We start from the raw sequence: 15,054 nt of genomic DNA, 5'->3' as shown, positions 1-15,054 counted from the left end.
GGCCGGGGCCGCCGCCTCGTCCGCCACCAGCGCGGAAAGCTCGCCATCGGCCTCGGCGGCCCCGGCCGCCGCGCGCTCGGCCTCCTCCTGGGCGCGCGCGAGCTCGAGCGCCAGCTCGGCGGCGCGCCCCTCCACCACCTGCACGTGGGCAAGCCCGTGGGAGAGCGCCTCGGTGTTCTCGGCATGACGGCGGCGCGCCGTCTCGCGCTCGGCGGTCATCTTCTCGGTGTCCTTGGAAAGGGCGGAAAGCTCACGCTCCAGCGAGCCGCGGCGCACTCCCAAATCGCGGTACACCGCATCCAGATCCGACACCTTCTTCTTAGCCGCGTCCAGCTCGGCGGCCGCCTCCTCGTACTGGGCCGTCGCGCGCGCGAGTTCGGATGCCGCCTCGTCGGCCTTCACGGCATTGGCTTCGATGGAAAGCTCCAGCTCGCCGGCCCGGGCCGTGGCGGCCCGACGCCGCTCGCGCAGCATCATGGCCGCGGAGTCGAAGCGCTCGACGACCGTCGCCGCCGCGCGATGGCGCCGCGACAGGTCGCCGGCGTCCAGCGTCTGCTGGCGGATGCGCTCCTGCAGCGCCTCTACAGCGGCCTCGGCCTCCTGGATGGCGCCCCTTCGCTCCTCCAGCTCGGCGGCAAGCGCCGCCTCCCGCGCCTTGGCCGCATCCCACTCCTTCTGAAGCCCCCGCAAATCGTCCACCGCCAGCGATAGCGCCAGTTCCGCCTGCTGCACCGCGAGCTCCTGGTAGGTGCGCGCCTTCTTGGCCTTGCGCTCGAGCGGCCCCAGCTGCCGGGCCACCTCCCCCACCACGTCGCGGGCGCGCAAAAGGTGCTGGTCCATGTTCGCCAGCTTCCGCTCGCTTTTCGCCTTGCGCTGCTTGTGTTTGAGAACGCCGGCGGCCTCCTCGATGAGCGCGCGGCGATCCTCCGGCTTGCTCTGCAGGATGGAGTCGAGCGAGCCCTGGGAGATGATGGAATGGGTGCCGGTGCCCAGGCCCGAGTCGTGCAGGATGTCCAACACGTCCATGCGCCGGGCCACGGTGCCGTTGATGAGGTACTCGCTCTCGCCGTTGCGGTACATGCGCCGGGTGATGGCCACCTCGTCGAAATCCACCGGCAGCGTGCCGTCGGAATTGTCGAGCACGAGATCGACCTCGGCGAGACCGGAGGCCTTGCGCGCCGAGGAGCCGGCGAAGATGACGTCCTCCATGGCCTGGCCGCGCAGGTTCTTGGCGTTGCGCTCGCCGAGCACCCACAGAACAGCGTCCGAGATGTTCGACTTGCCCGACCCATTGGGACCCACCACGGCGGTGATGCCCGGCTCCAGCGTGAGCGCGCTGCGGTCGGCGAAGGATTTGAAGCCCTTGAGAACGAGAGATTTCAGATACATGGGCGCCTAATCCTGCTTCTTCTTGGCGGCGGCGCGCTCGGCCCTCGCGGCGGCCTTCGCGGCGGCCGCAGCCTCGCGCTCGGCGACCCGCGCCGCCTTCGTGGCGGCCTTCTCCTCGGCGCGCGCCGCCTTCTCGGCCGCTTTCTCGGCGGCCTGCTCCTCGGTCATGCCGATGCCGAAGAACTCGGAGAGGCGCGCGAGCGTGGATTTTGCCGCCTGGCTCTCGGCCTCCTTCTTCGTGCGGCCGACACCCTGCGCGAGCCCCTTGTCGCCGGCGTACACCTGGGCGACGAAGGTGCGGTCGTGGGGCGGCCCTTGGGTCTCCACCAACCGATAGGTGGGCGTGATGCCGCCCTCCTGCAGCTTCTCCTGCAGGGCGCTCTTGGGATTCTCCGGCTCGCGCGCGAGATCCAGCGACATCTTGGGCATGAGCGTGCGATCGACGAAGGCCCACGCCGCATCGATGCCGCCGTCGAGGAACAGTGCCGCCACCACGGCCTCGTAGACGTTCTCGAGCGCCGAGTGCAGCCCGCGCCGGCCCGTGCCGGTCTCCGATGAGCCGAACACGATGACGTCGGCGAACCCGAGTTTCTCGGCCACCTCCGACAGGCTCGCGCCGGAGACGAGGGCCACCTTGATGCGCGTGAGGCCGCCCTCGTCCAGTTCGGGGAACTGATGGAAGGCGGCGTTGGCCACCAAGGCCCCCAGAATGGAATCGCCGAGGAACTCCAAGCGCTCGTAGGAGAACTTCACGGCCCGACCCTCGGTGGCGGAAGGATGAGTGATGGCCGAGAGCAGGTACTGGGTGTTCTCGAAGGTGCGGCCCACAATCTTCTGGGCGCGCTCGAGCTTGGTCTGCTGTTCTGCGGTGAGGCTCATCGGGCATCCGAGGCGGCGGCCTCCCCCTCCTCCTCGGCACCAACGGCCGCGGAAGCCGACGCGGGCGCGGCGGCCACGCGCTCGGCGATGACCTCCGGCACATGGGCGCGCACCGTGGCGGCGGCCACGGCGATGCCGTTCTTCACGGCCGTCTCGTTGGAGGAGCCGTGCCCCACGATGACGGCGCCTTTGACACCGAGCAGCGGCGTGCCGCCGTAGGTGTCCGGCGACATCTTCTCTTTAAGCGCGCCAAGCGGGCCCTTCACGAGCAGCGCCCCCACTTTGGAAAGCGCCGTGGACATGAGCGCGGCCTTCAGGTTCCGCATGAGCGTCTTGGCCGTGCCCTCGATGGTCTTCAGGCAGACGTTGCCGGTGAACCCGTCGGTGACCACCACGTCGAAGTCGCCCGCCATGAGGTCGCCCCCCTCGCAGTTTCCGGCGAAGGCGGGGACGGTCTCGGACAGCAGACGGTGGGCCTCCTGGGCGAACAGGTCTCCCTTGGTGTCCTCCTCGCCGATATTCAGAAGACCGACCTTCGGGCGCTCCACCCCCATGATGGCGTTCATGTACACCTCGCCCATCTGGGCGAACTGCACGAGGTACTCCGGCTTGCAGTCGGCGTTGGCTCCCACGTCGATGAGCAGGGTCGGACGGGCCCAAGCCGGAATGACCTGGCCCAAGGCCGGGCGCTTCACGCCTTTGATGCGCCCGACGACGAGCGTGGCCGCGGCCAGGCAGGCGCCGGTGGAACCGGCGGAGAAGAAGCCATCGGCGGCGCCCTCCTTCACGAGCCGGCAGCCCACGACGATGGAGGAGTCCTTCTTGGCGCGCACGGCGCCGGCCGGATGCTCCCCCATCTCGATGACCTCGGTGGCCACCTGCGCCGTCGCCCGATCGTGAACGGCGGCGAAGGGCTCCACCTCCTCGGCCGGCCCGACGAGCGTGAGCCTCAAGTCGGGATCGGCCTCAAGGGCCTGCAGGGCACCGCGCAGCACCACGGCCGGGCCGCGGTCACCGCCCATGACGTCCACGGCGATTGTTACTGGTTCTGCCACGTTGCGTATCTCCTCAAAACGATGCGCCGCCCGGGGCGGCAGGGTCTTTCGTTGCACGGGCACTGCGCATCCGGCCCTATCCGCACAGCCTGCGGACACGGTCGGAGGCACGGGCCTATAGCCAAAAAGCCCCCTGGCAGACCAGGCTTATCCAGCTTGGCATGCGAGGAGGCTTTGCCGACATCGCGGAGACTACCTGGCGCCTCCGCGACCGTCACGCACAAAAGCTACTCGGTCTCGATGACCTCGCGGTCGCGATAGTAGCCACAGTTGCCGCACACGCGGTGAGGAAGCTTCACCTCGCCGCACTGGGGGCAAATGGAGCGGGCGGGAGCCGCGATCTTGTCGTTGGTGCTGCGACGGGCGTGGGTACGGGCACGGCCCATTTTGCGCTTAGGTACTGCCATCTCGATTACTCCTTCTATAGCTGGGAACAGCGGGTGCCGTTCACAACTTCTTCTGTAAACGCACGATCTGATATGATACCCAACCGCACGCGGCCCCGCAAGGGCAATTTCCCACGAATTCGCCAGCGGTCACGGCTTCTTCACGACAAGGCGCGCCCGCGCCGCCGAAGTCGCGCGCTTCAGAATGCCAGTGGCCCCACGTCCGTACAATCCCACATCGCGGCCGAGGGAGAAGGAGACGGCCACGGCCAAAGCGAACGCGGGAGCGCCGGCCCAGCCGAAAATCTCGCAGCCCATGAGGAAGGCGGTCACCGGGCAGCGGCTCATGGCGGCGAAGAAGGCGACGAGCCCCACAGCCGCTGAGAAGGCCGGATCGCCCTGGGTCATGACCGTGCAGCTCGCGCCGAGCAGCGCGCCCACGGTGAAGGTAGGCATGATCTCGCCGCCGCGCAGCCAAAGCCCGAGGCACACGATGGTGAGCAGCGCTTTCACGGCGAAGGTCCATCCGCCGGCGCGGCCGGCGAGCGCGTCGGAGAGCAGGTTGGCGCCCGTGCCCTCGAACCCGCGCCAATCGAACAGCGTGACCAGCACCGCCATGAGCACGCCGCCCAGGGCTGCCCACAGATAGTAGTTTTGCGAGATGCGCTTGGTGAGGCGCTGGGCGCCGTCGATGATTTGAATGTAGACGGTTCCCACCAGCGCGCAGGCGACGGCGATCACGACGCATTGGCCGACAACGGGCCATGACAGCGCAGGCAGCGGCACCTTGGGAATGACATCGCCGATGCCGATGATGCTCGCCAGGCCGAAGGCCACGAAGCACGCCAGCAGCATGAAGGGCGCATGCCGCCAAACCGAGCGGTCGTAGCGGGAGAGCTCGATGACGAAGGCCGTCGATCCCAAGGGCGCGAAGAACAGCGCCGCGAAGCACGCGGCCATGCCGCAGGAGGCGGCATAGGCGTGCACGCCGCCGCTGGCGCCTCCGCCGCTGCCTGCGCCTCCGGCCGCGCCTTTGCTTGCGCCCGCGCTCCCAACCGCGCCGTCACCGCCGTCCGCGCCACCTGCGCCGTCGGCATGGCTTTCGCCCTTCCAAACCCCCGTCATGGGCCGCAGATTCAAAGGGCGCGCGACAAGGTCGCCCAGCGAGGCCCCCATGTGCAGGGCGGCCGCCTCCTTGCCCACCGAGGCGCCTCCGAGAATAGAAACCGCCGTGCCGAGCAGAATGCCCGGGGCGAGCGCGGGCGAGATGGGGCGATCGGCGCAGATATCGTTTATCACCGTGTGCGTCGTGATGTCCAGCGGAAGCTTCAGGGCGCGGTACAGCAGAAGGCTCGCCACCGCGAAAATGGGCAGAAGGTACAGCAGCCAGCCATGGGCGCAAACGAGATCGTAGGCCCAGCCGACAACGAGGCACAGCACCACCGAGGCCGCCGCCCCCACGACACCGACGGCCACGACGAACACCCCGTGGCGCAGCACCTGCGCTCTCGCTGCCCCTTTCACCGCATGCCTCCTCGCTCCCACGCATCCGAACCGTACGGGACAACTTTAGACGACCTTTCGCACTCATAGCCCGAAGGGCGGCGAAGCGTTTCCGCCGCGCCGCCCTTCGTTGAAAAGCCGTTATGGACCGGATCTTCTACTTGTCGCCGAAGTCGAAGTTCTTGAGGGCCGCGAACGGGCTCGCCTCCACGTCCGCCTCGTCGCGGGAGCAGCCGCAGGGCCCCTCGTTCAGGTTGGCGCCGCACTGGGGGCACAGCCCCTTGCAGTCGTCGTCGCACAGGGGCACGAGCGGCACCTCGAGCAGCAGGGCCGCCACGATGAGCGGCACCAGATCGATCTTGCGGTTGTCAGGCAGGAAGTCGAACTCGTCGCCTTCCATATCCTCCGGTGTCTCCGCTTCCTCCTCGCCGCCGATGAGGAAGTACCCCTCGATATCACCCTCCAAGCCGTAGGTCACGTCCTCCAAGCAGCGGGCGCACTGGGTCGTGGCGTCGCCCGCGGCCGTTCCCTGGATGAGGATGGCGTCGCCGGTGTTGGTGGCCTCCACCGACCAGGTGACGGGCGCGGCGAAGGTGTAGGTGTCGGGGCCGGCGGCCAGCTCGGCCAGATCGAGCGTTCCTTCGAAATGCCGGGTCGCCGCCGTCTCCAGCAGCGCCTCGGGAATGGCGATAATCGCCGTGGCATCCGTAGCCATTTCAATTTCCTTTCCGTAAATGCCACTTCGACCCCGAAATGGCATGCGAGCCGTCACGAAAACGGCCCTTTTTGACTCAAATCGTGCCATTTCGGCCATGAGGTGGCATCGTCACATGCCATTTCTAGGTCGAAGTGGCATTTACTTCCAAAAAAGAAGACGCGCCACAGACGGCGCGCCTTCGTCACTTACTTGCTTACTGGCGCCACGCAGCCTAGCGGGCGGCGTTCAGGCGATCGCGGCAACGGCGCGTGTTGTTCAGCAGCGTGTCGAGGCTCTGCTCGATGTGCCCGAACACCTCGTCGGCGTAGTCCTCGGCGCCGGCGCGGGTCTGGCGCTCCAGCTCGCGGGCATCGGCCAGAATGGTGTCGGCCTGCTGCTGGGAGATGCGCACGATCTCCTGCTCGGAGGCGATGGTGATGGCCTGGCTGCGGGCATCCTCGATCATGCGGTTGGCCTCGACCTCGGCGTCGTCCAGAAGGCTCTGGCGCTCGCGCACGATCTGGCGGGCCTGGGAGAACTCCGCCGGGAACAGATCGCGAATCTCGTCCATGATGTCGAAGGCGGCGGCGATATCGACCTGGCGAAGGTTGTTCTTGCCGAAGACCGGCTTCGAGTCCTCCAAGAGGATCGAGAGCTCTTCGAGCAGCCCAAGTACTCCGGTTTCGTCCATGTTGTTCCTTCCTGACTATATCGCATCGCCCCGCGGCCCCATTTGGACACGCGCGGACAGACGTCGTGCACGCTAAGTTTTACCATTCTACCATGATGGAAAAACTATGGAATACCCCCCTCATTCCGTGCACAAACGCTCCAAAAGATCGAGGGTGGTGTCGCCGAAGTGGCGGCGGGAGGCTATTTCGTATCCGGACGTTTCGGCCAGCGCCTCCACGGCATCGTCGTCGGAGGCGTCGTGTTCGTAGCTGACAATGAGGTCACGGGCCAGGGCGCCTGCGTCGCCGAGGCGGCCGAGGAGGCCTAGGATCTCCGCCGGATCGGTGGCGTAGGGAGGATCGAGGAAGACGAGGTCGAAGGGACGCCCGGGCGCCGCCGCACCGCGCTTGAGGACATCGCCGCGCACGAGGCGCGCCCGATCGTGACCGAGGCGCAGGGCGGTGATGTTGCGCTCGATGACGGCAGCGGCGTCCCGGTCGCGCTCGCAGAGCACGGCCGTATCGGCGCCGCGGGAAAGAGCCTCCAGGGACAGGGCCCCCGAACCCGCGAAGGCGTCCAGCACCACCGCGCCGTCGAGGCCGTCGCGCAGGGAAACGAGCGCGCTCATGAGCGACTCGCGGACGCGGTCGGTGGTGGGGCGGGTGCCGTCGCCTCTGGGGGCGTCCAGCTTGCGGCCCCGGAATTCTCCGGCGATGATGCGCATTGGTGTCTCCTTCTTGCTTGAGGAGGGGCGACCAAGGTCGCCCCCTACGGGTCGGGTCGGACGGGCGACCGCAGTCGCTGGGTTCAGGAGCGGTTGCGACCGCTCCGAAGGGGTTAGAGCGGAGGCTACCCGCCGACGATGGCGGATTCGTGGGCGAAGGCGAGGCGAACCTCGCGAGCCAGGGCGACGTGGTCGGGCTCCTCCAAGTTCGGATCCACCTCCAGAAGGGCCTGGGCGTCGGCGCGGGCGGCCTCGATGACGGCGCCGTCGCGCATGATGTTCACGAGCTTCAGCCCGCTGGCGCCGTGCTGGCGGTTCCCGAGGATATCGCCCTCGCGGCGCAGCGACAGGTCGAAGGCGGCCAACTCGAAGCCGTCGTCGGTGCTCTCCATGGCCGCCAGACGTGCGAGCGACTCCTCGCGCTGGGAAGCGGAGACGAGGAACACCTCGGCCGCCTTCTCGCCGCGGCCCACGCGCCCGCGCAGCTGGTGCAGCTGGGCGAGTCCAAAGCGGTCGGCGTCCTGGACGATCATGACCGTGGCGTTGGGAACATCGACGCCCACCTCGATGACCGTCGTGGCCACGAGCACCTGGACCTCGCCTTTGCGGAACTGCTCCATGACCTCGCGCTTGGCCTCAGCGCCCATGCCGCCGTGAAGCAGCTCCACCGTCCAGTCGGCGAAGGTGGTGCGCTGCAGCATCTCGGCCTCGCGAGTAGCCGCCGTCACGTCGTCGCCGGACAAGTCGGCATCGTCCTCGATGGCCACGGCCGGGTGGTACTCCTCCCCCGCGGCGTCGGCATCTCGCGTCCGGCCGGCCGCCTTCGCGTCACGCGCCTCGGCGTCCTTGCCCACGAGCGGGCAGACGACGAAGACCTGCTCGCCGCGGCCGAGCGCCTCGCGGGCCGCCTCGAAGGCGTCTCCCTGCTGTTCGCGGGAGAGCACCCGCGTCGTGCGCCGCGCGCTGTCGTGGGGGCGGTGCTTGATGTAGGACAAGGTGAGATTGCCGTAGAGCGCGAGCGCCAAGGTGCGCGGGATGGGCGTGGCCGTCAGGTACAGCGCGTCGGGTGCCTCGCCCTTCTCCAGCAGCTTCGCCCGCTGGTCTACGCCGAAGCGCTGCTGCTCGTCGATGACCGCCAGGGTGAGGTTGCGCGGCACGACGTCGTCGGAGAGCAGCGCATGGGTGCCGATGAGTACATCCACCTGCCCGGAGGCGAAGCCTTCCACAATGGCGGCCCGCTCGGCGGCGGCCGTGGAGCCCGTGAGCAGGGCGACGCGCACCCCGGCGCCTTCCAAGCGCTCTCCCAGGCCCTCCATGTGCTGGCGGGCGAGCACCTCGGTGGGCGCGAGGAGCATGGCCTGCCCCTCGGAGTCGGCGGCGGCGGCCAGGGCGTGGCCGGCAACGACGGTCTTGCCGGTGCCCACGTCTCCCAAAAGCATGTGGTTGGCCACCGTCGGCGCCGCCAGGGCGGCAAGAATCTCGTCGCGCGCCCGCTGCTGCTCGCCGGTGAGCTCGAAGGGAAGCGAGGCGGCGAAGGCACCAAGCCGCGGGCCGTCCACCACATGGGCGTGGGGCACGCATCCAGCGCTGCGGGCCGCGCCCTCCTGCATGAGGAACAGCTCCAGGTACAAAAGCTCCTCATAGACGAGCCGCCGCCGCGCCTCGTCGGCTTCTGCCATGGTGCGCGGGAAATGGATGGCACGCAGCGCGGCGCCGCGGCTCATGAGCCGGTAGCGCAGGCGCAGCCCCAAAGGCAGCGGGTCGAAAAGCCCTTCGGCGGCCGTAAGTCCGTTGGCCACGATGCGGCGCACCCAGGCCGCCGTGAGCTTCTCGGTGGCCGGATGCACCGGCACCACCGAGCCGGTGACCTCCTCCCCCTCCCCGATCACCTCGATGAAGGGGTTGGTCATGCGCTTGTAGCCGTAGTCGAAGGTCACCTTGCCCGAAACGGCCACCGCATCCCCCGCCTTCACCTGATCCATCAGCCATGGCTGGCGAAAGCAGGTGACTACAAGGATGCCCGTGCCATCCACGAGCGCGATCTCCACGAGCTTGAGATTGTAGCGGGGCTTCTTCAGCTTGATCTCGTGCACCGTGCCGCGAATGGTGCAGACCTCCCCGATGCGAGCGGTGCCGCAGGTCTCCACCTGCGAGAGGTCGATGTAGGATCGGGGAAAGTGTGTCAGCAAATCGCGCAGCGTGCACACACCGAGCTTCTCGAGCGCCGCAGCCCGCGCAGGGCTCACCAGACGAACCCGGGACACGGGCTCGTCCAGCGAGAGCGTAGCTTTTTCCCGATCAATGGGCAAACTATCTTCCTTCTATTATGGCAGAGCCAAACGCGAGATGGACGGCGTGTTCACCAAGCGAGTTCCACAGATGGTATCGAAGGCGGCTTATGTTGGGGAGAGGATGCCCCTGGCGCCTTCGATACCAACGAGGACTGTCTGAGCGACTGAACATGCCATCCAGCTCGCGTCCCGGGAGAGTTTCAAGCAGATTATTCAACCGAGAACACAATGGGGTAAAGGGGTTGCTCGCCGCGCTGGGCGTCAACTTCCAGCTCGTCGTAGGCTTCCTCGATCTTCGCCACGAGCGCCTCCAGATCCTCGTCGGAATAGCCCTCGCCGGCCAAAATGGTGCAGGTATCGGCGTCCTCGGCGTCCATCTTGCCGAGCAGCGTCAGCACCGCGCCGTCGATGGAATCGTCCACCGTCTCGATGGAGCCGTCGGCGATGCCGATGACGTCGCCCTCGGCGATGGGGTTGCCCTCGGCGTCCTTGGAGTCGCGGGTGGCCCAGGTGACCTCGCCGGTCTTCACGGCCTGGGCGGCCTCGGTCATCTCCTCGACGTTCGTTTCCAAGGAGGCATCCACATCCACGGCGAACAGGGCCGAGAAGGCCTGGGGCACCGATTTGGTAGGCACGACGGCACAGGGCGTCTCAGAGAGCTCGGCGGCGGAGTTGGCCGCCATGATGATGTTCGAGTTGTTCGGCAGGATGATGACCGCATCGGCGTTCACCGATCCTGCGGCGTCCAGCAGATCCTTCGTGGAGGGGTTCATGGTCTGGCCTCCAGAGACGATGACATCGACTCCGAGGCTCTTCAGGATCTCCGCCTGGCCGGAACCGGCGGCCACGGCCACAAAGCCCAGGGGCTTGCGCTCGGCCTGCTCCTCGGCGGCCAGCTTCTCGGTGCGCTCGGCCGACTGAATCTGCATGTTGTGGATGAACACCTCGGAGATCTGACCGTGATCGAGGAAATACTTCAGCACCTGATCGGGGTGGTCGGAGTGCACGTGCACCTTGAACTTCGGCACCTCGCCCACGCACAGCTCGCAGTCGCCCATGGTGGAGAGGAACTCAAGCGCGGCATCCTTGTCCAGGGTATCGGAATCCACGAGGAACTCGTTGCAGTAGCGGTACTGGGAGCCCTCCCAGTCGTTCACCTGCTCGATCTCCACCTTGGGGTGCGACCCCCGGGCGAAGGACATCTCGTCGACCATGGTGCCGGAGCGCCCGAGCAGCGCCGCGGTGAAGGCGTCGAAGAGGATGGCCAGGCCGAAACCGCCGGCGTCCACCACACCATGCTCCTTGAGCACAGGCAGAAGGTCGGGCGTGCGCTGCACCGAGGCGTAGGCCTCGGCCACGATGGCGTCCAGGGCCTCGGGGATGGAAAGCTCCTGCTCGACGGCCACCTTGGCGGCGGCGGCGGAATCGCGCAGCACCGTGAGGATCGTGCCTTCCACCGGCTTGCGCACGGCCTGGAAGGCCACCTCGCGAGCGCGATCGAAGGAGGCGGCGATGGATTCGACATCGAACTCGTCGAAGCTTTGGCTGCCCTCGCATAGGCCGCGCAAGATCTGGGAGGTGATGACGCCGGAGTTGCCGCGCGCCCCCATGAGGGCACCGGTGGTGATGGCCTTGCGGATATCGGCTCCCAGAGCACCGATGGGAAGGTTCGCCACGTTGCTCACCACCGACTGGATGGTGAGCGACATGTTCGTGCCGGTGTCGCCGTCGGGCACCGGGAACACGTTCAGGCGGTTCACTTCCTCCTTGCGCTCGTCGAGAACCTTGGCAGCGGCGGCCACGGCGTTCAGCACGTTATTGGAAGAGTAAGTCGTAGTAGACATGAGGGGTTAATTCTCCTTCAAGGGCGAGCTGCCCGCATCAGGCGGGCACTTGAGCCCATCTCGCGATGAGCCTTAGCGGCGCACCTTGACATCCATGACGTGAACATCCACACCGGCCAGCGGCACGCGCGCGTACTCCTTCAGCGCGAAGCTGACCTGGTCGATGAGGTTGCGGGAAACCGTGGCGATGTTGGTGCCGTATTCCACGACGATGTACAGATCGACGTGCACCCCCTCTTCCAGAGAGCTGACCACCACGCCGCGGCGCAGGCGCGAGGCGGGCAGGATCTTGGCGATGCTGTCGGCGGCGTTGGGCGCGCACACCCCCACCACGCCGTAGCATTCCATGGCGGCGTTACCGACCAAATCGGCCAGCACGTCGTTGGCAACGTGGAGGTTGCCGGGTATCGTAGAACTCATGGGACAAATCCTTTCCGCTGAGCTTTGCATACATAGTCGAGAAGAGTATAGCGCAACGAACACTCCGCCGCCGTTACCCCCCGATGACAGTCGGCCATATTCCACAAACGAACTCGCATCACCGGGGGCGCCGCGAAGGAGGCGGGACGACCCGTGCTCAAGCAATGGCTCGCTTGGTGGAACAGCTCACTGGGCTGTTCCAGTCGCTGCGCAACCTGCGCGCGGGCCGCCCCGCCTCCTTCGCGTCGTCAACTTTGTGCCAAAACAGAGAAAGCCCGCAGGGCGGGCTTTTGGATTCTCTGGAAAAGAAAGCGGAAGCGCTCTTGCTAGGCGCGCTCCACCTTTCCGGCCTTCATGCAGGAGGTGCACACGTTGGCGCGACGGACATGGCCCTTCGCGTCGCGAATGGTGATCTTCTGGATGTTGGGACGGAACACGCGGTTGCTCACACGGTGAGAGTGGCTGATGCTACGACCGGCAACCGGGTGCTTACCGCAAACTTCGCAAACCTTCGACATTGATATCAACTCCGTAGTGCTTGTTGTTTCGTTTTGGACACAGCTCGCCAACTATAGCACAGCGCGCGCGGTGAGGGCAACAGAAATTATGCGATCACCAGCAAACGCTTGCACGAGGGGCACATACCCAGCGGTGCCTGGTTGCGCAGATCGATAAGACGGCCGCCGTCGATGACCGTGCGGCAGGCGCCGCAGCGGTTGCCGTCGAGCACGCCGATGGCCACGCCGGAGCGGGCCGCCGTGCGGTTGTAGACGTCCAATAGCTGCGGGGAGACCTTCGCCTCCACCTGGCCGCGAGCCGCTTCCAGCTTGGCGATGGCGAGTTTGAGGTCGCCCCCCTGCTTCTGGAACGAGTCGATGGCCTCCTGCTCCTTGGCGGCGATCTCCTCCAGGGCGAGCGAGATCTGGGCCTCCATGGCGCTGATCTTGTCCAGCTCGGCGGCCACCCCGGCGCGATCCTCGGCGATGGTGGCGCGGCGGCGCACGATGCCCGCCAGCTCCTTGGTGCGGGCCTCCACGTTGCGGAAGTCGCCGTGAGCGGCGTCGATGGCGGCCTGGACGCCGGCCTCTTTCTTGGCAAGCGACGCGTCCTCGTCGTCGATGCGGGTGATCTTCTTCGTGGTGGCGCGCTTGAGCTCGGCCACCTGCTCGGATTTGGCCTCGATGGCGGCCTTCTTGTCGCGGGCGGCCACGATGATGCCGCGCTGGTGCAGCTCGTCCAGCTCCTTGCTCAGGCGCTTGATCTCGAGATCGATGCGCTGCAGTTCGAACAGACCTTCGATATCGTCGCGCGTAGCCTCCATGGAACCTCACTTTCGATCTCTGTTTTCTCCCTGACAATAATAGGCGAAAACCCAGATCTTGGGCAGGGGCAATGGAGAAAATTACGCAACTAGACGCGGACGGCCTCCGGCGTCCACCAGTTCTCGGACTGATCGACAAGCGTCACCGCCTCGGCAGGGACACCGGCGCGGGCCAGCGCCTCGGCCAGCACGGCCACCAAGGGCAGCTCGCTCGCATCGTGGCCGAGCTCGATGACGGCCACGTGCGCCGCCGCCAGCTCCAGCGCGGTGTGGTACTTCATCTCGCCGCAGACGACGGCGTCCACCCCGGCCGCGACAAGCGCCGGCGCGAGGCTGGCCGCCGAGCCCGTGGCCGTGACGACCCGGCGCACCGGCGCATCGGGGGCGCCCCATACCCGCGGCGCGCGGCCGAAGACCGCCATGCAGCGGGCAGCCAGGCGCGCCAAGGCCTCGGGCTCGCCGTCGTTGTCGGGCACCTCGCAGATCTGCCCGTAGCCCTTGCGCCGCGAGCCCTCCAAAGGCTCGGCGAAGCGCAGCGTGAACTTGAGCCCCAGCATACCGGGCAGCACCCGGGCCGCCGCCGGGCTCACATCGAGCGCCGTGTGGAAATCCATGAGCGCCACCTGGTTGCGGATGGCGGCCCATACCACGGCCCCGGGGCTTTCCAGGGCGCTCGCCTCGGGCGCGAAGGCATCGGGGGCCTCGAGAAACGCCGGATGATGGGTGAGGAGCACGTTGGCCCCGGCCTCAGCGGCAGCGGCCACAGCACCCGGCGTGGCGTCCAGGGCCACGGCCACCCGGGTCACGGGCAGCGAGCGCTCCCCCACCAGAAGCCCGGTGCGGTCCCACTTCTCGGCATCCTCGGCCGGGAACTCCTTCAGCAGCGCCTTCTCCAGGCCGCCGATGGTCATGTTGAACGTGCGCGGCGCGAGATGGGACTCGCCCCGCTTGGAAAGAGCCTCAGTGCTGGCCTTGTCGGCCTTGTTGAACAATCCCATATGATCAGCTTCTTTCTTGGAACGGAATCGGCGCGCCCTATCGCGGACGCACCCTATTCGATGGTAATGCTTCGACGGTCGCCTGTGGCTGTCGGGACGGTAACGCTTCTGTAGCCCGCCTCGTACATGAGCCCGTAGGCCCGCTCGATGTCCCGGGCCACGTTGGCCGGGTCGTGGGAGTCGCAGCCCACGGTGCAGGGCACGCCGGCGCGGCAGAAAGCGGCGAGCAGCCCCGGGGCCGGGAACATTTCGGTGCAGGCGTAGTAGCCGCCCGACGTGTTCACCTCCACCATGCGGCCGCCGGCGCGCGCCGCCTCGGCCATCTCGTCGTAGAGGCGCTCCAGGCTGAAACTCGGGTAATAGCCGAACTTCTTCGCGAGATCCGGATGGCTCATGGCGTCGTAGGGCAGGCTCGCATTCGATGCCGCCTCGCACCACAGCTCGCCGTAGCGCCGCCAGATGGCGTCCGGCGCCCCGGGCTCCTTCCAACGGGCCTTCTGATCGGGATCGTCGAAGGCCCAGCCGTCGATGAAGTGCACCGAAAGAAGGCGGAAGCGGAAGGGGGCCAGGGCCTCCTCGGTGAGCTGGCGGTCCTCCAAGGCGCCGAGGTAGTCCATCTCGGTGCCGGTGACGAATTCGATCTGCGGGTGCCGGGCGCGGGCCTCGTCGATCTCGGCCAGGTAGGCATTCACCATCTGCGGCCTCATGGAGAGGTACTCGTCCGGGTCGAAGGCCGCAGAGAGCGGGAAGTGCTCGGTGAAGGCGAGGGTGGTGAGGCCGGCGGCCGCGGCGGCGTCGGCGTACTCGGCGATGCTTCCGGTGCCGTGGCCGGAATAGACGCAATGGCAATGGGTGTTTACGAGTTCCATACTCTT

Annotated in this window: 15 protein-coding genes; all 15 read right to left on the bottom strand. The window is 67.1% G+C overall.

Annotation, left to right across the window (positions count from 1 at the left end):
• Positions 1-1,389 (bottom strand): chromosome segregation SMC family protein (locus GO707_RS08990; protein ID WP_157012840.1); only part of this gene is annotated, 1,389 nt, incomplete at its 3' end.
• A 6-nt stretch (positions 1,390-1,395) separates the two neighbouring features.
• A complete protein-coding gene (rnc, locus tag GO707_RS08985) occupies positions 1,396-2,268 on the bottom strand; it encodes a ribonuclease III (protein WP_114549725.1) in 873 nt (290 codons plus the stop codon).
• Complete coding sequence (gene plsX / locus GO707_RS08980) at positions 2,265-3,323, bottom strand: phosphate acyltransferase PlsX (protein WP_306506479.1); 1,059 nt, start codon at positions 3,321-3,323, stop codon at positions 2,265-2,267. The genes rnc and plsX overlap by 4 nt, the downstream gene beginning before the upstream one ends.
• Before the next feature lie 227 nt (positions 3,324-3,550).
• Positions 3,551-3,730: a 50S ribosomal protein L32 gene (rpmF, locus tag GO707_RS08975; protein ID WP_022739698.1), complete on the bottom strand. Its 180-nt coding sequence runs from the start codon at positions 3,728-3,730 to the stop codon at positions 3,551-3,553.
• 129 nt (positions 3,731-3,859) lie between these two features.
• Positions 3,860-5,233, bottom strand: coding sequence for a chloride channel protein (locus GO707_RS08970; protein ID WP_157012839.1), 1,374 nt, complete (start codon positions 5,231-5,233; stop codon positions 3,860-3,862).
• A gap of 136 nt (positions 5,234-5,369) precedes the next feature.
• Positions 5,370-5,927 (bottom strand): YceD family protein, encoded by a 558-nt coding sequence (locus GO707_RS08965; RefSeq protein ID WP_114549727.1) that lies wholly within the window; start codon positions 5,925-5,927, stop codon positions 5,370-5,372.
• Positions 5,928-6,141: 214 nt separating this feature from the next.
• A complete protein-coding gene (locus GO707_RS08960) occupies positions 6,142-6,600 on the bottom strand; it encodes an ATP synthase subunit B family protein (RefSeq protein ID WP_022739695.1) in 459 nt (152 codons plus the stop codon).
• Positions 6,601-6,720: 120 nt separating this feature from the next.
• Entirely contained in the window at positions 6,721-7,305 is a 585-nt protein-coding gene (gene rsmD, locus GO707_RS08955; RefSeq protein WP_114549625.1) for a 16S rRNA (guanine(966)-N(2))-methyltransferase RsmD, read from the bottom strand.
• A gap of 125 nt (positions 7,306-7,430) precedes the next feature.
• Complete coding sequence (locus tag GO707_RS08950) at positions 7,431-9,614, bottom strand: ATP-dependent DNA helicase RecG (protein ID WP_157012838.1); 2,184 nt, start codon at positions 9,612-9,614, stop codon at positions 7,431-7,433.
• A gap of 191 nt (positions 9,615-9,805) precedes the next feature.
• Complete coding sequence (locus GO707_RS08945; RefSeq protein WP_157012837.1) at positions 9,806-11,440, bottom strand: DAK2 domain-containing protein; 1,635 nt, start codon at positions 11,438-11,440, stop codon at positions 9,806-9,808.
• Positions 11,441-11,512: 72 nt separating this feature from the next.
• On the bottom strand, positions 11,513-11,860 hold the full coding sequence (locus GO707_RS08940; RefSeq protein WP_022739691.1) for an Asp23/Gls24 family envelope stress response protein: 348 nt from the start codon (positions 11,858-11,860) through the stop codon (positions 11,513-11,515).
• Between the two features lie 326 nt (positions 11,861-12,186).
• Positions 12,187-12,378: a 50S ribosomal protein L28 gene (gene rpmB / locus GO707_RS08935; RefSeq protein WP_157012836.1), complete on the bottom strand. Its 192-nt coding sequence runs from the start codon at positions 12,376-12,378 to the stop codon at positions 12,187-12,189.
• 86 nt (positions 12,379-12,464) lie between these two features.
• Positions 12,465-13,181 (bottom strand): zinc ribbon domain-containing protein, encoded by a 717-nt coding sequence (locus tag GO707_RS08930; protein ID WP_157012835.1) that lies wholly within the window; start codon positions 13,179-13,181, stop codon positions 12,465-12,467.
• 89 nt (positions 13,182-13,270) lie between these two features.
• Positions 13,271-14,179: a Nif3-like dinuclear metal center hexameric protein gene (locus GO707_RS08925; RefSeq protein ID WP_198161064.1), complete on the bottom strand. Its 909-nt coding sequence runs from the start codon at positions 14,177-14,179 to the stop codon at positions 13,271-13,273.
• A gap of 53 nt (positions 14,180-14,232) precedes the next feature.
• Complete coding sequence (locus GO707_RS08920; protein ID WP_157012834.1) at positions 14,233-15,048, bottom strand: histidinol-phosphatase HisJ family protein; 816 nt, start codon at positions 15,046-15,048, stop codon at positions 14,233-14,235.
• Positions 15,049-15,054 lie beyond the last annotated feature (6 nt).

The sequence above is a fragment of the Adlercreutzia rubneri genome, from assembly GCF_009755265.1.
In the GTDB taxonomy this organism is placed as follows: Bacteria; Actinomycetota; Coriobacteriia; order Coriobacteriales; family Eggerthellaceae; genus Adlercreutzia; species Adlercreutzia rubneri.
The sequence above is the reverse complement of the archived record's forward strand: the minus strand, read 5'-3'. Positions and strand labels throughout refer to the sequence as shown.

Bases quoted from the DNA above. Each gene is read 5' to 3' on its own strand.
- rnc (WP_114549725.1), bottom strand. From the start codon at position 2,268: ATGAGCCTCACCGCAGAACAGCAGACCAAGCTCGAGCGCGCCCAGAAG.
- rpmF (WP_022739698.1), bottom strand. From the start codon at position 3,730: ATGGCAGTACCTAAGCGCAAAATGGGCCGTGCCCGTACCCACGCCCGT.
- GO707_RS08965 (WP_114549727.1), bottom strand. From the start codon at position 5,927: ATGGCTACGGATGCCACGGCGATTATCGCCATTCCCGAGGCGCTGCTG.
- GO707_RS08960 (WP_022739695.1), bottom strand. From the start codon at position 6,600: ATGGACGAAACCGGAGTACTTGGGCTGCTCGAAGAGCTCTCGATCCTC.
- rsmD (WP_114549625.1), bottom strand. From the start codon at position 7,305: ATGCGCATCATCGCCGGAGAATTCCGGGGCCGCAAGCTGGACGCCCCC.
- GO707_RS08945 (WP_157012837.1), bottom strand. From the start codon at position 11,440: ATGTCTACTACGACTTACTCTTCCAATAACGTGCTGAACGCCGTGGCC.
- GO707_RS08940 (WP_022739691.1), bottom strand. From the start codon at position 11,860: ATGAGTTCTACGATACCCGGCAACCTCCACGTTGCCAACGACGTGCTG.
- rpmB (WP_157012836.1), bottom strand. From the start codon at position 12,378: ATGTCGAAGGTTTGCGAAGTTTGCGGTAAGCACCCGGTTGCCGGTCGT.
- GO707_RS08930 (WP_157012835.1), bottom strand. From the start codon at position 13,181: ATGGAGGCTACGCGCGACGATATCGAAGGTCTGTTCGAACTGCAGCGC.
- GO707_RS08925 (WP_198161064.1), bottom strand. From the start codon at position 14,179: ATGGGATTGTTCAACAAGGCCGACAAGGCCAGCACTGAGGCTCTTTCC.
- GO707_RS08920 (WP_157012834.1), bottom strand. From the start codon at position 15,048: ATGGAACTCGTAAACACCCATTGCCATTGCGTCTATTCCGGCCACGGC.